This is a genomic window from Vibrio scophthalmi, assembly GCF_040869025.1.
GTDB lineage: Bacteria > Pseudomonadota > Gammaproteobacteria > Enterobacterales > Vibrionaceae > Vibrio > Vibrio scophthalmi.
This window is the reverse complement of sequence record NZ_CP134272.1, coordinates 1,118,422-1,141,842: the sequence shown is the minus strand read 5'-3', so window position 1 is coordinate 1,141,842 and position 23,421 is coordinate 1,118,422. Positions and strand designations below refer to the sequence as shown.

16 protein-coding genes are annotated in these 23,421 nt (G+C 42.9%); all 16 read left to right on the top strand.

The genetic code is table 11. From position 1 onward, the window contains the following. Positions 1–217 precede the first annotated feature (217 nt). The 16 genes from RJD38_RS20075 (at position 218) to RJD38_RS20000 (ending at position 23,353) form a co-directional block, all read left to right on the top strand. Positions 218–1,426, top strand: a complete 1,209-nt coding sequence (locus RJD38_RS20075; protein ID WP_032073033.1) for an IS4 family transposase — start codon at positions 218–220, stop codon at positions 1,424–1,426. Positions 1,427–1,493: 67 nt separating this feature from the next. Next, a complete protein-coding gene (locus RJD38_RS20070; protein WP_065546309.1) occupies positions 1,494–2,054 on the top strand; it encodes a GNAT family N-acetyltransferase in 561 nt (186 codons plus the stop codon). Positions 2,055–2,153: 99 nt separating this feature from the next. Next, positions 2,154–3,275, top strand: a complete 1,122-nt coding sequence (locus RJD38_RS20065) for an efflux RND transporter periplasmic adaptor subunit (protein WP_009386336.1) — start codon at positions 2,154–2,156, stop codon at positions 3,273–3,275. An 11-nt stretch (positions 3,276–3,286) separates the two neighbouring features. After that, complete coding sequence (locus tag RJD38_RS20060; protein ID WP_065546308.1) at positions 3,287–6,439, top strand: efflux RND transporter permease subunit; 3,153 nt, start codon at positions 3,287–3,289, stop codon at positions 6,437–6,439. 514 nt (positions 6,440–6,953) lie between these two features. After that, entirely contained in the window at positions 6,954–8,162 is a 1,209-nt protein-coding gene (locus RJD38_RS20055; protein ID WP_032073033.1) for an IS4 family transposase, read from the top strand. Positions 8,163–8,828: 666 nt separating this feature from the next. Beyond that, entirely contained in the window at positions 8,829–9,653 is an 825-nt protein-coding gene (locus RJD38_RS20050) for a hypothetical protein (RefSeq protein WP_065546306.1), read from the top strand. A gap of 56 nt (positions 9,654–9,709) precedes the next feature. Continuing rightward, the gene (locus RJD38_RS20045) at positions 9,710–12,952 is read left to right on the top strand and encodes a tubulin-like doman-containing protein (protein ID WP_065546305.1); all 3,243 of its coding nucleotides are present in this window, start codon (positions 9,710–9,712) and stop codon (positions 12,950–12,952) included. 14 nt (positions 12,953–12,966) lie between these two features. Beyond that, positions 12,967–13,593, top strand: coding sequence for a DUF1573 domain-containing protein (locus tag RJD38_RS20040; protein ID WP_065546304.1), 627 nt, complete (start codon positions 12,967–12,969; stop codon positions 13,591–13,593). A gap of 5 nt (positions 13,594–13,598) precedes the next feature. Beyond that, the gene (locus RJD38_RS20035; protein ID WP_065546303.1) at positions 13,599–15,845 is read left to right on the top strand and encodes a DUF1318 domain-containing protein; all 2,247 of its coding nucleotides are present in this window, start codon (positions 13,599–13,601) and stop codon (positions 15,843–15,845) included. A gap of 60 nt (positions 15,846–15,905) precedes the next feature. Further along, positions 15,906–16,595, top strand: a complete 690-nt coding sequence (locus tag RJD38_RS20030) for an ABC transporter ATP-binding protein (protein WP_197497807.1) — start codon at positions 15,906–15,908, stop codon at positions 16,593–16,595. Beyond that, positions 16,589–18,403 (top strand): hypothetical protein, encoded by a 1,815-nt coding sequence (locus tag RJD38_RS20025; RefSeq protein ID WP_367971478.1) that lies wholly within the window; start codon positions 16,589–16,591, stop codon positions 18,401–18,403. Before RJD38_RS20030 ends, RJD38_RS20025 begins: the two co-directional genes overlap by 7 nt. Then, positions 18,396–20,294: an SUMF1/EgtB/PvdO family nonheme iron enzyme gene (locus RJD38_RS20020; RefSeq protein WP_065546300.1), complete on the top strand. Its 1,899-nt coding sequence runs from the start codon at positions 18,396–18,398 to the stop codon at positions 20,292–20,294. The genes RJD38_RS20025 and RJD38_RS20020 overlap by 8 nt, the downstream gene beginning before the upstream one ends. Positions 20,295–20,296: 2 nt before the next feature. After that, the gene (locus RJD38_RS20015; protein WP_367971477.1) at positions 20,297–20,554 is read left to right on the top strand and encodes a hypothetical protein; all 258 of its coding nucleotides are present in this window, start codon (positions 20,297–20,299) and stop codon (positions 20,552–20,554) included. Positions 20,555–20,657: 103 nt separating this feature from the next. Beyond that, positions 20,658–21,866: an IS4 family transposase gene (locus RJD38_RS20010; RefSeq protein ID WP_032073033.1), complete on the top strand. Its 1,209-nt coding sequence runs from the start codon at positions 20,658–20,660 to the stop codon at positions 21,864–21,866. 129 nt (positions 21,867–21,995) lie between these two features. Then, positions 21,996–23,204, top strand: a complete 1,209-nt coding sequence (locus RJD38_RS20005) for an IS4 family transposase (RefSeq protein ID WP_032073033.1) — start codon at positions 21,996–21,998, stop codon at positions 23,202–23,204. Continuing rightward, entirely contained in the window at positions 23,201–23,353 is a 153-nt protein-coding gene (locus RJD38_RS20000; protein WP_367971476.1) for a hypothetical protein, read from the top strand. The genes RJD38_RS20005 and RJD38_RS20000 overlap by 4 nt, the downstream gene beginning before the upstream one ends. Positions 23,354–23,421 lie beyond the last annotated feature (68 nt).

Here is a 23,421-nt window from a genome sequence, read left to right as displayed (position 1 = left end):
GTTGTGCGCTAGATTATCAGCGTACACGTGTAAGTCAAATCACTGTTGTTTCAAATTGTGATGGTAAATTGTTTTAGAATGTTTTGCTTTTCGCCTGTTAATGCATAGTACTGAGGAATCCCCTAATGATTTTGATAAAAATCATAAATTTAAGGTAGATGCACATCTTGTCATGTGATCAAATGGTTCTGAGAAAAATCAATAACCAGACAACAAGATGTGCGAACTCGATATTTTACACGACTCTCTTTACCAATTCTGCCCTGAATTGCACTTAAAACGACTCAACAGTTTAACGCTGGCTTGCCACGCATTACTTGAATGTAAAACGCTCACTCTTACCGAACTTGGTCGTAACCTGCCAACGAAAGCCAGAACAAAACATAACATCAAACGAATCGACAGATTGTTAGGTAATCGTCACTTGCACAAAGAGCGACTCGCTGTATACCGTTGGCATGCCAGCTTTATCTGTTCAGGTAATTCGATGCCCATTGTTCTTGTTGACTGGTCTGATATTCGTGAGCAAAAACGGCTTATGGTATTGCGGGCTTCGGTGGCACTACATGGTCGTTCTATTACTCTTTATGAGAAAGCCTTTCCGCTTTCAGAGCAATGTTCAAAGAAGGCTCATGACCAATTTCTAGCCGACCTTGCAAGCATTCTACCGAGTAACACTACACCGCTCATTGTCAGTGATGCTGGCTTTAAAGTGCCATGGTATAAATCCGTTGAAAAGCTAGGTTGGTACTGGTTAAGTCGAGTCAGAGGGAAAGTGCAATATGCAGATTTAGGTGCGGAAAACTGGCAACCTATCAGCAACTTACATAGCATATCCTCAAGTCGCTCAAAGACTTTAGGCTATAAGAGGTTGACTAAGAGCAACCCAATTTCATGTCAAATTGCACTGTATAAATCACGTCCTAAAGGCCGAAAAAATCAGCGTTCGACACGGACTAATTGTCATCATCCGTCACCTAAAATCTACTCCGCTTCGACAAAAGAACCATGGGTTTTAGCGACTAACTTGCCCGTTGAAATCCGAACACCAAAGCAACTTGTTAGGCTCTACTCGAAGCGTATGCAAATTGAAGAAACCTTCCGAGACTTGAAAAGCCCAGCCTACGGTTTAGGCCTCCGTCATAGCCGAACTAGCAGCTCAGAGCGCTTTGATATCATGCTGCTAATCGCCCTAATGCTTCAACTGACATTTTGGCTTGCTGGAGTTCATGGTCAGAAACAAGGTTGGGATAAGCACTTCCAAGCTAACACTGTCAAAAATCGAAATGTACTCTCAACAGTGCGCTTAGGGATGGAAGTTTTGCGGCATTCTGGCTACACAATAACGAGGGAAGACTTGCTCGCGGCTGCAACCCTGCTTGCTCAAAATCTATTCAAACATGGTTGTGCTTTGGGGAAATTATGAGGGGATCCCTCAGTGCATAGTATGGATAAGGAACGGAATCCTTACAGGAAGTAATAAGGAACTAGCAATGGAAATTAAAGTAGCTGAATATAAAGACTACGAACGTATTGCGCATTTGCACGCGCAAAGTTGGCAGACCTATTATCAAGGGATATTAGGGGCAAACTACCTCGATCATGACGTTATCGATGACCGTCTGGTTATCTGGCAAACTCGTCTTATAAACCCACCTTTTAATCAGCATGTGTTGATTGCAGAGGATGATGGCCAATTGTGTGGATTTATCTGTGCTTTCGGTAATCATGACTATGACAAAGGGACGATTATCGATGCATTGCATATTGATGGTCGCTATCGTGGCCAAGGTTTAGGGGCGAAGTTAATCGCCGAAACGGCTAAATGGATTGATCAACACTTTTCTGATACTGGCGTCTATCTAGAAGTGATGGCTAAAAATGGCCAAGCGGTCGATTTCTATGAACATCTTGGTGGCGAGAATTCACTAGAGAGGTTGTGGGACGCGCCTTGCGGCAATCAAGTACCTGAATTGGTCTACACTTGGTCTTCGCCAAAACAGTTATTGAATATTCTATCAAATAGTTTGATCTCTACCGCAGAAACAGATTGAAACAAATTCAAAGCGCGGTCTTGATGTTGTTCGGACATTAAACCATGTACCGTTGGGTAAGTTACTGTAATTATAGCCACTTATCTAACGGTATTGACCATGAAAAAAACAATTTTGGCCTCGGTGATCCTGAGCTCACTGGTATTAGTGGGTTGTGGTGAGTCCGACAACGCCTCAAAACAACCACCGTCCTCTTTAGTCGCAGCTGAGCCCGTTCTTAGTACCTCTCATCAACAAAGTAAGTCTTATATTGGCCGTGTTCAAGCGGTTGAAGACACCAATATTACCGCCCAAGTTTCAGGTTATCTAAAAGAACGTCATTTCGATGAAGGGCAAATGGTTGAAGCTGGACAGCTACTTTATTCTATTGAACCTTCTTCATTTGAAGCACAGTTGGCTGCTGCCAAAGCCAGTGTTGCTCAAGCCAATGCTAACCTTAAGAAGGCACAGTTAGATTTTAATCGTGGTAAAAACCTTTTGCCGAAAGGCAGTATTTCTCAATCTGAATTTGATAACTTGACCGCGCAATTGCTTGGCGCAGAAGCCTTAGTGGAATCGTCGCAAGCACAATTAAAATTAGCAGAAGTCACCCTTTCTTATACTCAAATTAAAGCGCCTTTCGCTGGGCGAATTAGCTCTAGCAAAGTAAGTACTGGCGATCTTGTCTCTCCTCAATCTGGCATCTTAACGACGTTAGTCAGTCTTGACCCTGTGCATACCATGTTTAGTGTTAGTGAGCGTGAGCGCCTAGAGATGGGGATGGATAGTGTCAAAGGTGATGGTAGTGAAAATGCCGATGCGGTTGAAGTGCAGGTCATTCTAGAAAATGGACAGCCGTTTGGTCATCTAGGTTCGCTTGATTTTCTTGGTAACCGAATTGATCTTGCAACCGGGACGTTAGCGATGCGTGCTATCGTACCAAATCCAGATTATCGCTTACTCCCAGGACAGCATGTCCGCGTCGAATTGCGTGAAAAAGCGCCGACGGACGTTTTAGTAGTACCGCGCCGTGCGGTTCAAACGGACTTAGAAGGTCACTTCGTTATGTTGGTTGCTGAGGGTAATGTCGCGGAACGTCGCAATGTTGAGTTGGGTCGCCAATTAGAGCAAGGCATCGTGATCAAAAACGGTCTCAACGGCGAGGAAGTGGTGATCACTCAGGGGCTACAGCGTATTCGTAACGGTGTGCCGGTGCGTATCGAATCACCTGCTGAACAGTAATCGGGGGCTAGATGCTAAGTCGTTTCTTTATCCAGCGCCCTAAGTTTGCGCTGGTCATTTCTATCATACTCACCTTAGCTGGGGCGATCGCGCTTGCTGTGCTACCTATTGCTGAGTATCCGAAAATCAGTCCACCGTCAGTGAGCGTTTCAGCCTATTACACGGGGGCAAGTGCGGAAGTTGTTGAACAAGCGATTGCCGATCCGTTGGAATCTGCTGTAAACGGCGTAGAAGATATGATTTATATGTCTTCTAAAAGTGCTAACGATGGTTCCTATAGCCTTAACGTCACGTTTGATGTAGGCACTGATCCTGATATGGCGCAGGTTAACGTACAAAATCGTGTGGCGCAGATTGAATCTAAGTTGCCGCAAGAAGTTCGTATGGCCGGTATTACGGTGAAAAAGCGTTCACCCGACCTCCTAATGGTACTGAACTTCTATGATCCTCGAGGTCACTATGATGACCAATTCTTGATTAACTACATTAATTTAAATGTAAAAGATCAATTGGCGCGTGTGACGGGCATCAGTGAAGTAAACGTGATCGGTGGCGGCGAATATGCCATGCGTGTTTGGCTTGATCCTGAAAAAATGGCCAACTTAAAGATCACCACTACTGATGTACATGCCGCGCTTAAAGAGCAAAACGTGCAAGTGGCGGCAGGCCGTGTCGGTGCTGCGCCATACAACAATGCACAAGAAGTACAATTTAACCTTGTAACGAAAGGGCGTTTAGAATCAGTAGAAGAGTTTCAACATGTGGTGCTTCGAGCCAACAATGATGGCTCGACGGTTTATCTACAAGATGTCGCCCGTGTTGAACTCGGTAAGAAATTTTACGATGGTAGCGGCAAATTCCGTGGTCAAGATGCCTCTATTGTGGCGCTTTCTCTGCAATCCGACGCGAATGCGTTAGAGAGTGGACAGGCGGTGATGGCATTACTGGATAAACTCAGTGTGAATTTCCCTGAGGGAATGGCCTACGAAACCAGTTATGACACGACAGTGTTTGTAGCGGAATCAATTAAAGGCGTGGTCAAAACCTTAGTTGAAGCGATCTTGCTGGTTATAGCGGTAACCTACCTATTCTTAGGCAGTGCGCGTGCGACTTTGATCCCCGTTGTAGCGATTCCAGTCTCACTGGTGGGGACATTTGCAGTGATGCAAATGACGGGATTCACAATCAACACTGTGACGCTATTTGGTTTGATTTTGGCCATCGGTATCGTGGTGGATGATGCGATCTTGGTTATCGAAAACGTCGATACCACCATGGCAAAAGATCCGACGATTTCACCTCGTAAAGCGACATTACTTGCGATGAAAGAGGTAACTGGCCCGATCATCACTTCAACGCTGGTTCTACTAGCGGTGTTCTTACCAGTGGCGATGCTACCTGGTATTACGGGCATCATGTACCGACAGTTCGCGCTGACAATCTGTATCTCCGTGGTTATCTCATCAATCAACGCGCTGACATTATCGCCAGCAATCTGTTCATTGGTCTTAAAGCAAGGTGGAGGCAATACAGCTCGTTGGTTCCAAGCATTCAACAATGGTCTTGAAGCGATCACCACTCGTTATGGCAAAATTGCTGGATTCTTAGTTAAGAAGACGGTTCTGCTCGTTGGCTTCTTTTTTGTTGCTCTTGCGGCCGTGGGTTTCTTCGCTAAGACCACCTCTACGGCTTTTGTACCACAAGAAGACAAAGGTATATTACTGGTTAACGTGCAATTACCTGACTCAGCGTCGCTTTCTCGTACCGAAGAAGTGACCGAAGAGTTGATTGGTATGGTTGAGCAAGAGCCAGGTGTTGATGGTGTGACGGTAGCCAACGGTTTTGCGTTTATGACCGGCGCTGCTGCCTCTAACGGTGCTTCGCTGTTTATCAAATTGCATGACTGGGAAACCCGTAATGGTTTGGATGGTGATCATTCATCTAACGCGATTGCACAACGTATTAATGGCCGCGCGGCGATGCAGTTGCCACAGGCGGTGGTGTTTGCGATGGGACCACCAGCGGTACCGGGTATGGGCGCAGCATCTGGTTTTGAGTTTGTATTAGAGGACTCACTTGGCCGAAGCCGTACTGATTTATCAATCTTGATGAACCAGTTGATTGAAGAAGCGAAAAAGCAGCCAGAAATTGGCTTTGCCTTCTCGACCTTCCGCGCCAATGTTCCACACTACTATGTGGATATTGACCGTGAAAAATCTCAGCAGCTTGGTGTGCCATTATCGAGCATTTTCCAAACGCTACAGGGTAACTTAGGGTCATTGTACGTTAATGACTTTACGATGTTTGGTAAGAACTTCCGCGTAACCATGCAGGCCGATGCCGAGCATCGTAGCGGTATGGAAGATCTTGAGCGTTTCCATGTGCGTTCGTCATCGGGTCAAATGGTGCCGCTAAGTACTCTCGTCAGCTACGAGCAAATCTTTGAGCCTGACGTCGCATGGCGTTACAACATGTACCGTAGTGCGGTTATCCAAGGGCAGCCAGCACCGGGTTACTCAAGTGGCGATGCGATTGCAGCGATGGAACGTGTAGCCGCTGAAATGCTCCCGCAAGGCTACCAATATGAATGGACCGGGATGGCGTACCAAGAAGTTCTGGCCGGCAACCAAGCGATCTTTGCCTTTGCACTTGCGCTGATCTTTATCTATCTGTTCATGGTTGCTCAATATGAGAGTTGGAGTATTCCTTTAGCGATCATATTAGTGGTCCCTGTGGCGACATTTGGCTCATTCCTTGCGCTTAATTTAACCGGAACACCACTTAACTTGTACGCGCAGATTGGTTTGGTTCTCTTGATAGCGCTCGCCGCAAAGAATGCTATCTTGATCGTCGAGTTTGCCAAGATGGAACGTGAAGATAACGAAGCATCAATCGATGATGCGGCAGTGAAGGGCGGTACGCTGCGTTTCCGCGCGGTTAACATGACATCATGGTCGTTTATCTTGGGAATTTTCCCTCTGATCTTCGCCTCTGGTGCTGGACACATCAGCCAAAACTCTCTGGGTGTTTCACTGATTGGCGGTCTGTTGTGCGTACTGCTTGCTGGTACGTTACTTATTCCTGGCTTCTATGCCATGGTGCAACGTCAGCGTGAAAAGGTTCACGGCGGCAGTACTAAGCTGGTGGATTTGGACGACGAATAAGCACGGCTTGTTTGATAGTTAATAAACGAGGCCCCGCATTTAGCGGGGCTTTTTTGCGTTCATTACCGCCTGCCTAGGTAAATTGTTTTCATCTTCATAAAAAGCTATTTCGCATATCAATATCCACAACTCATCCTTATTATCAACTTAACTTGATTGTCGATTCTCTCGAACGGACATGCCTTCAGTTGGTATTGCTGTTTAAGAGCAACATAATGAATAAGTAAGCCTTTCACTTTTGGTATCACTCGAACAAGCTATGATTTATCGATACTTATAACTGAATGGCCGCGGATAATAGGCATCTCTGAAATATTCTTTATTCCAGTTGTGAAATAATTATATAAATTATGATCTGAATCGATAAGTGATCTGAGAACAGGTTCAGCCTAAGAAGTTACTTTGCCCTGAGGAATCCCCTAATGATTTTGATAAAAATCATAAATTTAAGGTAGATGCACATCTTGTCATGTGATCAAATGGTTCTGAGAAAAATCAATAACCAGACAACAAGATGTGCGAACTCGATATTTTACACGACTCTCTTTACCAATTCTGCCCTGAATTGCACTTAAAACGACTCAACAGTTTAACGCTGGCTTGCCACGCATTACTTGAATGTAAAACGCTCACTCTTACCGAACTTGGTCGTAACCTGCCAACGAAAGCCAGAACAAAACATAACATCAAACGAATCGACAGATTGTTAGGTAATCGTCACTTGCACAAAGAGCGACTCGCTGTATACCGTTGGCATGCCAGCTTTATCTGTTCAGGTAATTCGATGCCCATTGTTCTTGTTGACTGGTCTGATATTCGTGAGCAAAAACGGCTTATGGTATTGCGGGCTTCGGTGGCACTACATGGTCGTTCTATTACTCTTTATGAGAAAGCCTTTCCGCTTTCAGAGCAATGTTCAAAGAAGGCTCATGACCAATTTCTAGCCGACCTTGCAAGCATTCTACCGAGTAACACTACACCGCTCATTGTCAGTGATGCTGGCTTTAAAGTGCCATGGTATAAATCCGTTGAAAAGCTAGGTTGGTACTGGTTAAGTCGAGTCAGAGGGAAAGTGCAATATGCAGATTTAGGTGCGGAAAACTGGCAACCTATCAGCAACTTACATAGCATATCCTCAAGTCGCTCAAAGACTTTAGGCTATAAGAGGTTGACTAAGAGCAACCCAATTTCATGTCAAATTGCACTGTATAAATCACGTCCTAAAGGCCGAAAAAATCAGCGTTCGACACGGACTAATTGTCATCATCCGTCACCTAAAATCTACTCCGCTTCGACAAAAGAACCATGGGTTTTAGCGACTAACTTGCCCGTTGAAATCCGAACACCAAAGCAACTTGTTAGGCTCTACTCGAAGCGTATGCAAATTGAAGAAACCTTCCGAGACTTGAAAAGCCCAGCCTACGGTTTAGGCCTCCGTCATAGCCGAACTAGCAGCTCAGAGCGCTTTGATATCATGCTGCTAATCGCCCTAATGCTTCAACTGACATTTTGGCTTGCTGGAGTTCATGGTCAGAAACAAGGTTGGGATAAGCACTTCCAAGCTAACACTGTCAAAAATCGAAATGTACTCTCAACAGTGCGCTTAGGGATGGAAGTTTTGCGGCATTCTGGCTACACAATAACGAGGGAAGACTTGCTCGCGGCTGCAACCCTGCTTGCTCAAAATCTATTCAAACATGGTTGTGCTTTGGGGAAATTATGAGGGGATCCCTCAGTACTTTGCCCTAGTTCCACGACAAGTACGTTAGTTTAGTTCCATCGGATCATTCTCCTGCGTAGCGAACATCATTACCTCTTTTAATGTTTTTTGCAGAATAGTTGTAGATAGAGTCGGAGATTTTTCTAGATGGGATCTTAGCGTATCTGCATGGTTCATGTTTAGCGAGATAATATTTTTATTTACTACAATGTCTAGTTTTTGTTGATTCGTGATTAGCCGTTTTTCATTAGACTCTTGGTCGATGTTTGTCTTAATTACAACTAAGCAAAGGTAGGTGTTTTGCTTGAAAAACATAATGAATAGTATTGATAGTTAACTTAATTTCTCCTCATGATCTGAGTCTCGATAATAATGTGTTTTTCGCCTAGGTTGCATGTATTAACTTGGGGTGTTTCGCATTTGTAATTATTCTACTTAGCTAGTTCATGCTTTCGTATGAAGATTAAACTATCCCCTAGTACTGTGCTTAAATAATGGCTCTAAAATCAAAGTTAAATTAATTTTTGAGTCGAAATAGTTTTAGTTTTGTCATTAAATAAGTGAAAACTTGTGATGAGAATTTTCGTCTTGAAGTTTTTGTGTGTGGTTTTTTTGATTGTTGGCGTTGTGAAGATTGCGTTGTCATGTTGGCGATAGGATAGTAATTAAATGGAACAATACTTTATAGAGAAGTTGATTCAATCTGACTATGTGATAATTGATCTGTTTATGACGATATTTCAGTTGATTATACAAATGCATCTTGGGGGAAGGGTGTTTTATATTAGTATCGCTGCAGCGGTGACTATTTCAATTTTAGTGGTCTGGGTTATTGGGCTAATTGTTAGAAATGTAAATACAGATTATGATGCTGGTATCGGTTTTGCTTTTGGAACTGTCATTTCTTTTGCAACTACTTTTTTTACCGTGATTCTTTTGTTTTCACTTCAGTTTACGGAACCTGTCGTTAAAGTTGTTATTAAAGGTTGGGAGTTGTCATTGATAGCTGACCAACAGTGGCGCAATGAAACTTTCAGAGATGCCTACGAAAATGTCGCATCTTTAAAAAACTCACAAGGTCATTCGCTCGAAAACTTCACAGACTATCCTCACCCAGATATAGGCGGAAGTACGATACCCGGTCGATCCGACCAAGCCCGCTTAATGGCTATTGATACTTACCTTGAAGGTGCTTTGGATAATTTTGATAGTACGATGCCAATTTTGAGTTGGATTCTTTCGGCTGGTTCTGGTTCGGCTAAGAAGGAAATTTTCCAGGATATGTCAGAAAACTTCGAAAACAATCCAAATTACGAAATGGCCAGTGCTATTGCTATTGCAGGAAACGAGATTTCTGATGAATTAGTCGCACAGGCTGGAAAAATTATGCTCATCGCAAGTGTATGTGGAGTTCTGGTATTTATATTGATTAATCTCATTATTACCGCTCTGCTTACTTGGGGCGCGTTACGGAAAATAAACGAAGAGTTTTAAACTTTTTAATTAAACCAAATTTATAGTTTATACAAAAAACTATCCGGAGACCTAGGATGACTCAAAAAAACACATTACTAATCGGCGTAGGTGGAACAGGCTGTGAAGTTGTTCGTGAATTGAAGAAGAAACTTCATGTCGAATGGCGTGCTCGAGGAGAGGAAGATAAGCAAATTCCAGACGTCTTTCACTTTGCGGAAGGTGGCAATGGTGGATATACATCGCGAATTGCAACGCTCAGCATTGACTCTCATGCCGATGATCTCGCTGGCCAAGGAAAGCGTGATGAGTGGGTTAGTCTTGGGGAAGACATTGCTTTAACAGGGCGCGAACAGGTATTACTGCGCAGCGCATCAGTCATGGATACGGCTCAAAATATCGATCTTTATACTGGGGTTTCTCCTTGGTTAAGACGAGAGGATGAAAAGGGTTTTCTAACCAATATAACAGTAGGTCTTGAGCCTGATTGTGGGTGTAATCAATTACGAAGATTGGGCCGTTTGGCTTTAGCGAGTGGCGACAATGTTGATAATATTATTAACGGTGTAGCGAATCGCTTAGAGAGACTGTCAGATAATGGTGGCGAGTTTGTTGTCGATATTCACGTCGCTGGCAGCATTGCGACCGGTACAGGTGGCGGCACCATGCTTGATATCGTTGCCCAACTTCAGTCCTATTTGGGTAATCAGTCTTGGAAGGCCACTGTTTATGTGCACGCTTTTACGACGGCTGCGGACGTTGGAGATAAAAATACCGGTCGATTTTATATCAACCAATATGCGGCACTAAAAGAATATAACGCCTTTAATCGATCTCTATACAAGCCATGGGATATTCGTAACCCTCCTCATTCCAAGCGTCTTTCTATCAAACCCGTCGACGCTGGTGTAGACGACACGAATCAGTACGACCTTAAGCAAACCTTTAAGTCTCTGTTTTTGGTAACAGATACAACGGATAGAGGCACAAGAGCTAGTTTACCGGAACAAATTGATGGTACAGCCGAGTTGCTTTTCCAATTAACAGTAAGGCAGTTAGGTGACTTACCGAATCCTATTCGTCAGGCTCTATCCAATGAAGATAACCCGGAAACGACGGATGAAGGATTTACGGGTGTCCGCTCTATGAAGAATGGTGCCTATGGTGTTCATCGTGTTTCAATTCCTGAGACTAAGATTCGTCAACGATTAGCTTCTTCTTTAGGCTTACAGTTTACGCTGCAGCTACTGCATAACAACTGGGTGAAAACTTTCTTAGACGATCCTTTGGCCTTTAATGCCAAGACGGTTATTTCAGAATCGGTCAAAGGTTTTGAAGTGAGCAAAGGGGATCTATGGCTTGATAAAGCGGTTGGTGATACTAAGTACCTAGAAGAAGTGGACTTTGTCTCTTATCAGCAAGACTGGCGTCTCAAACTAGAAGCCATCGAGCGTGAGACGAAGCAGGCGGATTCGTACAAAGAGATGCAGCAATGGATCACGGTCTTTAATCGCGAAGCAGAACTGTATTGGAGTGAAGGTTTTCGTATTTTGGGTGATCAAGGTGGTGTTGAACGCTACTTCGGTTATCACGGTAGTCATGTCGAGTTGGATAAAAGAGCCACTCGAGTCAGAAAGCACATTGAGGCAATGTTGTTGGATGGCATTGAGTGTAGTGCCGATAATCACACCGTAAATAATCTTCCTGAGATGGTTGATTCTTTGATTGAGCGAATTGAAAGTGATGGCAGCGACTTTAGCAAAAGAGGCAGCGGTTACGAGAAAATGGCTAATGCGGCGCAAAGTAAACGTAACGCAATTAAAGACGAAATTAGAAAAATAGGGCAAATCGGTTATAAGGTCAGTGGTAGTGCCGTAAGACTATTTTCTCAGTACCAGAGTGAGTCCGTAAACTTCTATTCAAATCGTACTTATGAGAGAGCGGCCAAGTATGGTGCTGATTTCTGTTCAGAGCTTCTTGATGGCCTGCGTATACTGCGAAAAGAGGTTGGCCAATTTAAGTTAAATATCGTGACATTGAGAGATAACCTATTGACGGATCTTAACGTTGAAAAAGATAAGTCATCAGGCATCGAAGATTGGGTGAAATGGGATGATATAAACGAATCTATCCAACAATATTTTGTGACAGATAAAACTCAATTAGAGATCAATGGAAACTCAATATGGGAGAAACTCAAAGAACTACGTGGCGATAGACGTGAGTTCCAAGCCTACAATCGCAATATGGTTATGGATGAAAAAACCAACGTAGTACGCGGTGATTTTCCAAATACGATTAGAAAGGAAACGTTACAGTATAGCCATACTTTCCACTCAAGTGTGGTGGAAAATTATCCGGACTTTAAGCCGTTCTTTGGTCGAAATATCGTTAAAGAACTCTATGAAGAGTTTAACGAAGTAACACCGGCTTTAGAAAAAATTGTCCAAGGTTGGATCAAAAAATCAAGTCCAATGGTTTCTTTCGACTCAGGGCAACCTCGACCAAATGTCCCTAAGCCTGGGCCAAGAAAGCGTCGCCTGTTGTTGTTGCCAGCTTGTCAAGACGTCCCGGCCTCATTTAGTGATGCTCTACAAAACTGCGCCAAAGGTATGTTGTCTAACAATGAAGGTGAAATCCTCATTAAAGTTATCCCTGAGGAGCGATGTCCGAATGAAATTAGTGCTTTGACGGTGGCTTTTTATTTCCCAATTCGTCAAGCAGCAGTCACGTCGGCGTTAAAATCTCATTATGACAAGGCCATGATCAGTAATGATGGAAAATTCATTGCTTATCAATGCCACAGTGAATCTTTTCAATTCCCTGATTTGATGCTGCCAAGTCGAGCTGAAGAATTGGAATTAAAACTTCCTGCCGTACTGACTTCCGCGGCAATGGGATACCTCCAGCTACCTGATGAGTTAGATCTCCCAATTTATTTTGGTACCAGACAGGATAAATTTAGTCCGATTGAGAATCGGATTGATACTGGCTTTAAGCTAACCAAAACACCGTTTGATCAAGTTGAGCGGATGAAAGAACAGTATGAAACCGAGGTTAGCCTGGAGTTGACGATTTTGTACACCTGCTACCATGAGCACTTTATTCGTGAAAGCGGCAATAAAGTTGAAGCCTTATTCACCAAAAAATCAATCGATAGACAGGATCTAGAACAAGCAGAATTGGTACTTTCAGATTACCTCAAATTCATATTTCTTCTAGCGAAAAGAAATGAAGAAGACGAAAGGTACGGAAAGTTTAAAGCGGCGATTCACGAAGCAATATACCGAGTTATCCCGGAACTTAAAGAACGTCTGTAAAGGAGTTGGTAAACATGGCTACAGAAGTCACATATCGATGTAAAAATACTGGTGGACCAGACGGTGACTGTGAGCATGCTGCCACCGATGAAATAATCATGGCATCAGCGGTGACAATAGGGGATGACGGACAAGCCTATTGTCCAGGGGAAACGGTTTTTGGTGAGCCATGTGGCGCAGCCTTGGAAGAAGTAATACCCAAGAAAAAAATTCCTTGGGTGGCTTTTTCTATCGCGAGCGCAATGGTAGTCGTGCTTTCCTTGATTATTTGGTTCGCTATGTTTAGGGGATCGGCTCTGCTGCGTGTTGATGAAACAGCCCTAACGTTCTCTCCCGGTCAAACGGTAAGAGTGGAAATTTTCAATGACGGTGATTTGGGTCTTGAGATCGATAGGATAGAGTTTTCACAACAAGGTTTCTCTATTGAGCCTCAAGAGGCCGAACTGGAGGTTGCACCAGGAGAGAGTGCGTACATTCGTGTGATTCTAGCGCAACATGTTCAAGACAGCATTCAAAGTACAATGACAATATTTTCAAACAGTTCAACTGACCCTTTGACCATGGATCTGGTCGGTAATGCGAACCCTTGGGGTGTGGCTGACAAGCTCAATAGTAGTTCCACACTATTAGGTAAGGAGTAAAGCTAATGAATGTACGTAAGTTTTCTTTATCTCATTATTTTTCGTTGGCAATTGTGGGGTTATTAACCATCTCATGCGAAGTGCATGCTGATAGCTATTCTTCTCTACTAGCCTCCATGCAAGTTAGGCAGATGGATCTTGAGAAAGCACAGCTTTCCTCAGACTCTTGTCTGGGGGAGCGCTTAGATGGGTTACTAAAGATCAATTACAACTGTGCCTCAGATGTGAGCGAATTGGCCGAGGCTGAAAATAGCGATAGAACGACTCTCTATAAAATGATGGCCTCTTCACTGCAGTTGGATAGACAAACTATTGGGGTTCAATGGGCTCAAAAACGTCATCCGAACTACATCAAAGGTGTTATAAGAGAAATTCGCTTAAAAGATGGAACGACGACTTTTTGGAATGGTATTGGTGAACATCCCGATGATAGTAATATTTCAAGGGTGCTCACGAAGCAGTTCGCTAAACTTTATGTGACCCCGACTGAATCTGCTGAGATTGTAAGGGACAACTTGCCCTTATATGAAGCATTTGGTGTGGTAGCAAAAGAGAAAGACAGCAGTGGTACTCTTTGGTATCAGGTCACGGAAGATTATGTACCCAAACAGAAACCCAGTAATTGGGATCCTGAAGTCATTGGCTGGATTTCAGAAAAAGATGCTATCTCTTGGAAGAGGGCGCTTGTCATGCGCTTCACCAATTCTCTTAGTAGAGCACCATCGGTTTTTTTCAAAACTGCTGAGGATGCAGTTGCTCTGATGAAGGCAGATAAGATGGTAAGAAAGCAAGAGCTTGACCAATTGTACTCTGATTTTGAGTCAGGTACGGTCGATCGGACAAGTGGAGCGCTTGCTATTGAACCGGTCGTAGGGCAGGGGCAAGAGCAAATTGTGATGTATCCATTACTGGACTTCTATGAACCAACTTCAGGTGAGCTGTACATGGATGGCCAATTTGCTCGTTTGCTCGAAGTTGCTGCTCAGACTCGAAATGGAGAAAACAATCAAGGCGTTAATGGAAACTTACCTATTGATATCGTGTTTGTGATGGATTTAACCAGCTCAATGCAACCGTATTTAGAGCAGTTAATGGTCGTGATCAAACAATTTGCGATGGATTCTGATGGTCGTGATATTCGTTTTGGCTTTGTTGGGTATAAAGACAAAGACAAAAAATTCGCATTCACAGTGAAACAATTCACTTCTAACGTAATGAAACCCAGGGACTTTGTAAAGGTACTTAGTAAGGTTAAAGCAAGAGAAACGCCAGTAAAAACAGATGATATTCCCGAAGCCGTAATGAGTGGAGTAAATCTTGCTCTCGATTCCCAACAGTGGAGAGATAATAGCGCTAAAGTTATTATCTTGGTGGGCGATGCCCCAGGACGTGAAGATGTTTTCCCAGTAAAAGAATTACGAGATAAGTCTTATGTTCGTAATATTCCGATCTTTTCTCTCTTTATTGATCGTTCAAAGGGGGCTCCGAAGTACGCTAAATTGGGCAAGAAACAGTATGAGGATCTTTCTTCTACCTATGAAGGCGCTTATGGAACCAGTCGCGAAATACCGCACCTGACAGTCATTAATGGAGGTTCACCGGACGATTTTGCTCAGACTGTCGCTTCAGGGCTAAAAGAGGCAAGAGACACCTTTGACTCGATTGCCTCTCAACATGTACAACTAGGAGAAATGGAAGAAGGCTCTGTTGCGGAACTCCTTTTCCAGCAAGCAGATTTATTGTTAGCTGATACGAGTATGCCTGATAATGCAGTCGTAGGGTGGGTGTCAGATAAAGTTATGACTTCATCTGGGAGAGAGGCTCTGGCTCCGATGATTTTGCTTAATGAAGCGGAATTAGATGAACTCGAGCAGCGTGTACGAGAGCTAAAAGATATTGGTGAATTAGCATTGCGGGGTGATAGCGGCACTACGTTAGATTTTTTCGATCTTGTTAGTGATAACACCCGCTTTACAATCGTTGATCCATCGGCGGTAAATTTCCGAGATGCTTTTTCAGCGCCTTTAGGGATTAACAGCCTGCCTTATGACAGTGACATTATGGCTACGACGAGAGAAGAGTTTCATAGCATGGACCGAGTTCAGTCCTTTGTAAGGGCAATGAACAATAAGTTACGTCATTATGAAGATCTTAAGCGTCAACAAGGCAACCCTGATGTATGGAAAAAGCTCAGTACCGGTACTAGTGAGCGTGATCGTGTCGTCGGTGTTGAATTGAACCAGTTGCCATAGCCGATGAATCACTCAGTTACTCGGGTTTTACTAAGCGGAGTAGAAAAAAAACTAGGGGACTTGGATCATAGTATCACGATCCAAATCCCACGGTTTGAGCTGCGCCAAGGTGAAATCGTATCTATTGTTGGCGCGAATGGCAGTGGTAAATCTACCATGCTTGATATGATCGCAATGTTATCTACACCAGATGAGGCGGTGCAATTTGCGCTATGCACTGAGATGGGAGGAACGCAAGACGTACTCACTCTACGCGATAGTGACATTAATAGACTTAGACGTAACAGCATTGCATATATCATTCAAAGTGGAGGCCTACTCGAATTTTTAACTTTAAAACAGAATATCAATCTTGTAACAAAGTTAAAAAAAGGTAAGCAAGCTGATTTTAATGACATCGTTGAAAGTTTAGCGATTGAAAAATTACTTCAAAATAAACCGGCCCAGCTTTCTGGTGGGCAAAGACAGAAAGGTGCCGTGGCAAGAGCGCTAATTCAACAACCCGATATCATATTAGCCGATGAACCTACCTCTGCCATGGATTCGTTGAGCGCAGTGCGCTTGATGGAAGATTTGACTAAACGCGTCGAAAACGTTGGTTCTAGCTTGATCCTAGTGAGTCACGATGCTTCTTTGGTTGAAGCCTTTTCTCATCGAATCTACCGTTTTGCAGTCACACAAGTGAATAACGAAACCATATCAACCTTGCATGAAGAAAGGCGTGTGAAAGATCGAGGTGAGCAATGCTAAGAGATTACCTCTATGTCACCGGACTAGCCTTTAGAGATATTGCCCATGAGCGGGTGTTATCTTTATGCATGGTTTGCTCGTTGGGCGCCATTTTTACACCGATCATCATTCTGTTAGGTTTACAGCAAGGCATTATTGGTAACATGCTTGACAAACTAAACAGTGATCCAGCTAGCCGTCTTGTTAGGCCTAAATTTATTACTCACAGCCCAATTCCACTTGATAAGCTAGAAGTAATTCAAATGGAGGGGACAGTTTTCATACCATCAGAAACATCTCATTTACTACTAGATATAAAAGGGATGAGTGAACCAGTCAATGTGGTGCCGAGTTCCTATTCTGATCCATTCGTAAGCCATGACAGTAAGGTTGCGCCTGAAAACACTCATTGGGTTGCTATTTCAGAGTCACTTAGTCGTAAATTAAACAAGAGTTCAGGGGACAGTTTAACGCTTTTATTGCGTAGAACTACAACTAGTGGTTATCCGGAAGAAATTCCATTGGACTGTATTATTAGCGATGTGGTGAGCAAGCATATGATGCCTGATATAAAAGTCTATCTTTCTGACGTCGTTTTCAATGGCATTTACCAATGGCGCAAAGGCTTTGCAGTACCAACGTTAGGATTGCACGGGAACCGCGATAGTCAATTCGTACCCGAATATGACGGAGTCTTAACCGGGTTCGTTGTAAAAACACCGAAAGATGAAGACTATCGTCAAATGCTCGCCGGAAAATTACCTTTCAGCACAATGCCGAGACCATACAACGATCTTATGAAACAAAGTTCTGATACGAATTGGGTTCTATGGCAAACAGTTAACAGTACAGTGACAAATAAAGATATTGAGATTCTCAATAATGCGTTGTTGAATATCGGGTTCGCGCCACAACTTATCCCTTTTGTTAAAACGCTTGAACTGAAACTCGTGGGTGATGTTGATCATATAAAATGGAATATTTATGCGCTAGGACAGGATGAAAGTCCTCATTGGAATAAAGACGCAAAGCCAATACTTTATATTCCAGTAGATGATGAAGAATATGTTGGTGAGCAGTCATTGATTCTCAAGACCGGCATTATGGGCGATACCACTTTGATTCCTGTGGTACTTCAATCGTCAGATAAGGTGCCTCCAGGTTCGATAGTCGCAAGTCATCATTTTTCGGGATTGCTGCGAGCTGCGCAACGTGCAGGGGCAACTTATGAAAAATCATCATTCTCCTTCACACTTAATAGTGCTAATCAAATTCGCTATTTTAGGGTTTATTCAGCGTCAATTGAAAACCTGGAGTCGCTCGTTGAGACAGTGAAACAGATAGGAAATGAACTTGGAATAACTGCTTTAAGAGAGCCAGTCTCACGCATACACGAAGTACGGAAAATTCGTACATTGTCAGACTATATGAAGCGCATATATCTTCTTATTGCCGCTATTTCTGGTGTATCGACGGTATTTGCCGTAGCTGCATCTGTCTACGCAACAGTGCAACGAAGAAAAAGAGATTTGGCCTACTTGAATATGCTTGGGGTGGATAATAACACAATCATATTTTTTCCGTTTATTAAGAGTTTGATTCTAATTTCAGGAGGCATCGTTCTGTCCTTTTTTGCGTATTGGGTATTTAGCTATTTAGCTTCACAGTGGTTTGTGGATTTGCTGGGAGATACTGAGTCTCTTACCCGATTGAAAGGTGAATATGTACTTGGTCTCGTTTTTATCATCCTCGTGCTCGGCGGTTTTAGTTCATTAGTTGCAGGTGGTTTTGTGAGTAAAATAGATTGTAAAAGGTGTATTCATGAATAAAAACTTATCCATCTCGATGAAAGTAATTATTTATATTGGGTTGTTTTTTATTTCGTATTCTCACGCTTCTGACGAAGTGAAATTAACCTTACCAGATAATGTAATTCTAAAATTTCAGCCTATCTATCTTGGGCTTGATGGTGAACAAGTATTTACGTCTAAGAGAGTTAAACTCGGATCTCGTCAAAGCGATGATGTGAGTTACAAAGAGCGACTATCGACGACCAATCTTGGTGGGTCTTTTATCGGATATAACAACAAAGGTAAAAAAGATTGGCTTTATTACCTTGGTGAGACGGAAGTCTCTCGCCAACAATGGAATACGGTAATGCGCTGGTGGCAGAAGGAGAAAGGACTAGAGCTTGATGATATTGATAACTCGCTACTCCCTCAAACTCAAAAAACACCCGCAGAAATATTTACGTTTATTGAGGCCCTTAACATTTGGGCGTTAAAAAATGCGAAGAAAGATCTGCCAAAAAATGGAAATGCACTTGCGTATTTTCGTTTACCAACAGAAGTTGAGTGGGCGTTTGCCGCACGTGGTGGCATAGAAGTGCCAGATGATGTATTTGATCGGCCTTATCCCTACATAGATAAAAATGGCCACATGATGTTAGGCGGCTATGAGTGGTATAGAGCGTCTTCCGGCAAAAAAGTTAAAGAAGTGGGTTCCCAGCATTTACAGCCGAATCCCGTAGGGCTCTATGATATGTTGGGTAATGTTGAGGAACTTACCTATGGTATCTTTGGCCACGACTTCTTATTTGCTCGTTTTGGTGGGTTGGTGATCCGTGGTGGAAACTTTAGTACAGACCAACGTGATATGAAGGTATCGAAACGCACTGAGTATGACGGTTACACACCGACAGGGGATGCAATACGCCTATCTAAAGTTGGATTTCGCTTAGCGTTAGGTACTCTTGTGAGTGAAACCGGGCATTCAAACGAAGAATTGGATGAAGGTTATGACAATTATCTAAGCAGTGATGGAGGGGTTAGCCAGCCTTCTGCAGCGGGTAATACAAGTCTCGGACAGCAGGCAGAGGATGACCAGATTCATTGGTATCGTGAAGAGCGTAAGCGATTATTGGATGAAAATAATGCTCTCCAGCAGGAAAATGAAGAGATTAGCAGTAACGTCATTGCTTTAAAAGGCAATGTAAGCCTGCATGAATCTACACTTACGGATGTGCAAAAGAAGCTAGCTGGAGAGTTACTTAAAAATAGCGAACTAACAAAACTAGTGAATGCGAAAGCAAATGACCAAGATCTACAGATGCATTTGAAAAGTAAAGAGGATGAAATTACTAAGCTACAGTCAGAAGTTGAGCGATTACAATCGGTAGTCAATGATCAAATGCCTAAGATAGTAAGAGCTGAAGATTCAAACCGTAAAATACTCCAGTTGCAACAAAATCTCGATGATGCGAAGAGACGAGATATTACGATAGATTTTGAAATCGATAAAAACAAGCAGAGAGTCGTAGTGGCAGAGAAACGCTTGTTAGAAGCGCTGGTTCGTGTTGCCGGATATAACTTGTATAGTGCTTGGCGAAATTTGAAGAGCATTGAAATCAAAAAGAAAAAACTACCTTCCGGAAAATCAATGAACCCATCGGTTTGGAAGGTTAATCAGATTGAAGCAGAAAATATGCTTATGGAATATCGACGTTATGTTATTCAGATTGCTGACAACACCGACACTCGATTATTACCTGAAGTGAAAAGTGAACTTGTTAGTTGGTTGCAGGACAATAAATTTAGTGTCGATCAAATTAATGGCCTAAACCTATTAGAGCGCCATGTAGAAGAGGTTAAGTCGGGTAAGTATTTGCAAGTAAGTGAGTTATACAAAAGTCTTTTAACTGAACCTGAAATGAGAAAGTAACAATGAAAAGTAAGATGTTTATGTTTTTTTTCGTATTTATGATTCTATCTGGTTGCACCTATCATAAAGCTATGGACGAGCAAAGTAGACGACAGGCGATAATTGAAAAAAACATGGAAAATGAATATAAAATATCCAACATGCAGTCCAAGGAAAAATCGAATCTTGAAATGGAAGTGACTAAGTTAAAAAGGGACTTATTTGCTCTTGATGCAGAAATTGAATCTATTAATGAAAGTATGAAGCAAGCAATACACTGAGGAATCCCCTAATGATTTTGATAAAAATCATAAATTTAAGGTAGATGCACATCTTGTCATGTGATCAAATGGTTCTGAGAAAAATCAATAACCAGACAACAAGATGTGCGAACTCGATATTTTACACGACTCTCTTTACCAATTCTGCCCTGAATTGCACTTAAAACGACTCAACAGTTTAACGCTGGCTTGCCACGCATTACTTGAATGTAAAACGCTCACTCTTACCGAACTTGGTCGTAACCTGCCAACGAAAGCCAGAACAAAACATAACATCAAACGAATCGACAGATTGTTAGGTAATCGTCACTTGCACAAAGAGCGACTCGCTGTATACCGTTGGCATGCCAGCTTTATCTGTTCAGGTAATTCGATGCCCATTGTTCTTGTTGACTGGTCTGATATTCGTGAGCAAAAACGGCTTATGGTATTGCGGGCTTCGGTGGCACTACATGGTCGTTCTATTACTCTTTATGAGAAAGCCTTTCCGCTTTCAGAGCAATGTTCAAAGAAGGCTCATGACCAATTTCTAGCCGACCTTGCAAGCATTCTACCGAGTAACACTACACCGCTCATTGTCAGTGATGCTGGCTTTAAAGTGCCATGGTATAAATCCGTTGAAAAGCTAGGTTGGTACTGGTTAAGTCGAGTCAGAGGGAAAGTGCAATATGCAGATTTAGGTGCGGAAAACTGGCAACCTATCAGCAACTTACATAGCATATCCTCAAGTCGCTCAAAGACTTTAGGCTATAAGAGGTTGACTAAGAGCAACCCAATTTCATGTCAAATTGCACTGTATAAATCACGTCCTAAAGGCCGAAAAAATCAGCGTTCGACACGGACTAATTGTCATCATCCGTCACCTAAAATCTACTCCGCTTCGACAAAAGAACCATGGGTTTTAGCGACTAACTTGCCCGTTGAAATCCGAACACCAAAGCAACTTGTTAGGCTCTACTCGAAGCGTATGCAAATTGAAGAAACCTTCCGAGACTTGAAAAGCCCAGCCTACGGTTTAGGCCTCCGTCATAGCCGAACTAGCAGCTCAGAGCGCTTTGATATCATGCTGCTAATCGCCCTAATGCTTCAACTGACATTTTGGCTTGCTGGAGTTCATGGTCAGAAACAAGGTTGGGATAAGCACTTCCAAGCTAACACTGTCAAAAATCGAAATGTACTCTCAACAGTGCGCTTAGGGATGGAAGTTTTGCGGCATTCTGGCTACACAATAACGAGGGAAGACTTGCTCGCGGCTGCAACCCTGCTTGCTCAAAATCTATTCAAACATGGTTGTGCTTTGGGGAAATTATGAGGGGATCCCTCAGAGCAATACACTGAGGAATCCCCTAATGATTTTGATAAAAATCATAAATTTAAGGTAGATGCACATCTTGTCATGTGATCAAATGGTTCTGAGAAAAATCAATAACCAGACAACAAGATGTGCGAACTCGATATTTTACACGACTCTCTTTACCAATTCTGCCCTGAATTGCACTTAAAACGACTCAACAGTTTAACGCTGGCTTGCCACGCATTACTTGAATGTAAAACGCTCACTCTTACCGAACTTGGTCGTAACCTGCCAACGAAAGCCAGAACAAAACATAACATCAAACGAATCGACAGATTGTTAGGTAATCGTCACTTGCACAAAGAGCGACTCGCTGTATACCGTTGGCATGCCAGCTTTATCTGTTCAGGTAATTCGATGCCCATTGTTCTTGTTGACTGGTCTGATATTCGTGAGCAAAAACGGCTTATGGTATTGCGGGCTTCGGTGGCACTACATGGTCGTTCTATTACTCTTTATGAGAAAGCCTTTCCGCTTTCAGAGCAATGTTCAAAGAAGGCTCATGACCAATTTCTAGCCGACCTTGCAAGCATTCTACCGAGTAACACTACACCGCTCATTGTCAGTGATGCTGGCTTTAAAGTGCCATGGTATAAATCCGTTGAAAAGCTAGGTTGGTACTGGTTAAGTCGAGTCAGAGGGAAAGTGCAATATGCAGATTTAGGTGCGGAAAACTGGCAACCTATCAGCAACTTACATAGCATATCCTCAAGTCGCTCAAAGACTTTAGGCTATAAGAGGTTGACTAAGAGCAACCCAATTTCATGTCAAATTGCACTGTATAAATCACGTCCTAAAGGCCGAAAAAATCAGCGTTCGACACGGACTAATTGTCATCATCCGTCACCTAAAATCTACTCCGCTTCGACAAAAGAACCATGGGTTTTAGCGACTAACTTGCCCGTTGAAATCCGAACACCAAAGCAACTTGTTAGGCTCTACTCGAAGCGTATGCAAATTGAAGAAACCTTCCGAGACTTGAAAAGCCCAGCCTACGGTTTAGGCCTCCGTCATAGCCGAACTAGCAGCTCAGAGCGCTTTGATATCATGCTGCTAATCGCCCTAATGCTTCAACTGACATTTTGGCTTGCTGGAGTTCATGGTCAGAAACAAGGTTGGGATAAGCACTTCCAAGCTAACACTGTCAAAAATCGAAATGTACTCTCAACAGTGCGCTTAGGGATGGAAGTTTTGCGGCATTCTGGCTACACAATAACGAGGGAAGACTTGCTCGCGGCTGCAACCCTGCTTGCTCAAAATCTATTCAAACATGGTTGTGCTTTGGGGAAATTATGAGGGGATCCCTCAGAGCAATACAACAAGAGCAAAAAATAGAAAAGAAACAGAAGGAACAAAACAAGCAAAAATTGGTTGCACTGGAACAAAGGAAATTAATCCTTATGAAGGATATAAGTGATAAAAAGGCAATTATTGAAATAATGTAAGGAAGGCTGTGTGGGTTTATTTCTTACTAACTACCTAATTAGCTGACTGTCTTGTGCTGAACGCTGAA

What these genes read in the sequence shown, in the direction of transcription:
- RJD38_RS20075 (WP_032073033.1), top strand. Translation starts at nt 218, where the DNA reads ATGTGCGAACTCGATATTTTACACGACTCTCTTTACCAATTCTGCCCT.
- RJD38_RS20070 (WP_065546309.1), top strand. Translation starts at nt 1,494, where the DNA reads ATGGAAATTAAAGTAGCTGAATATAAAGACTACGAACGTATTGCGCAT.
- RJD38_RS20065 (WP_009386336.1), top strand. Translation starts at nt 2,154, where the DNA reads ATGAAAAAAACAATTTTGGCCTCGGTGATCCTGAGCTCACTGGTATTA.
- RJD38_RS20060 (WP_065546308.1), top strand. Translation starts at nt 3,287, where the DNA reads ATGCTAAGTCGTTTCTTTATCCAGCGCCCTAAGTTTGCGCTGGTCATT.
- RJD38_RS20055 (WP_032073033.1), top strand. Translation starts at nt 6,954, where the DNA reads ATGTGCGAACTCGATATTTTACACGACTCTCTTTACCAATTCTGCCCT.
- RJD38_RS20050 (WP_065546306.1), top strand. Translation starts at nt 8,829, where the DNA reads ATGGAACAATACTTTATAGAGAAGTTGATTCAATCTGACTATGTGATA.
- RJD38_RS20045 (WP_065546305.1), top strand. Translation starts at nt 9,710, where the DNA reads ATGACTCAAAAAAACACATTACTAATCGGCGTAGGTGGAACAGGCTGT.
- RJD38_RS20040 (WP_065546304.1), top strand. Translation starts at nt 12,967, where the DNA reads ATGGCTACAGAAGTCACATATCGATGTAAAAATACTGGTGGACCAGAC.
- RJD38_RS20035 (WP_065546303.1), top strand. Translation starts at nt 13,599, where the DNA reads ATGAATGTACGTAAGTTTTCTTTATCTCATTATTTTTCGTTGGCAATT.
- RJD38_RS20025 (WP_367971478.1), top strand. Translation starts at nt 16,589, where the DNA reads ATGCTAAGAGATTACCTCTATGTCACCGGACTAGCCTTTAGAGATATT.
- RJD38_RS20020 (WP_065546300.1), top strand. Translation starts at nt 18,396, where the DNA reads ATGAATAAAAACTTATCCATCTCGATGAAAGTAATTATTTATATTGGG.
- RJD38_RS20015 (WP_367971477.1), top strand. Translation starts at nt 20,297, where the DNA reads ATGAAAAGTAAGATGTTTATGTTTTTTTTCGTATTTATGATTCTATCT.
- RJD38_RS20010 (WP_032073033.1), top strand. Translation starts at nt 20,658, where the DNA reads ATGTGCGAACTCGATATTTTACACGACTCTCTTTACCAATTCTGCCCT.
- RJD38_RS20005 (WP_032073033.1), top strand. Translation starts at nt 21,996, where the DNA reads ATGTGCGAACTCGATATTTTACACGACTCTCTTTACCAATTCTGCCCT.
- RJD38_RS20000 (WP_367971476.1), top strand. Translation starts at nt 23,201, where the DNA reads ATGAGGGGATCCCTCAGAGCAATACAACAAGAGCAAAAAATAGAAAAG.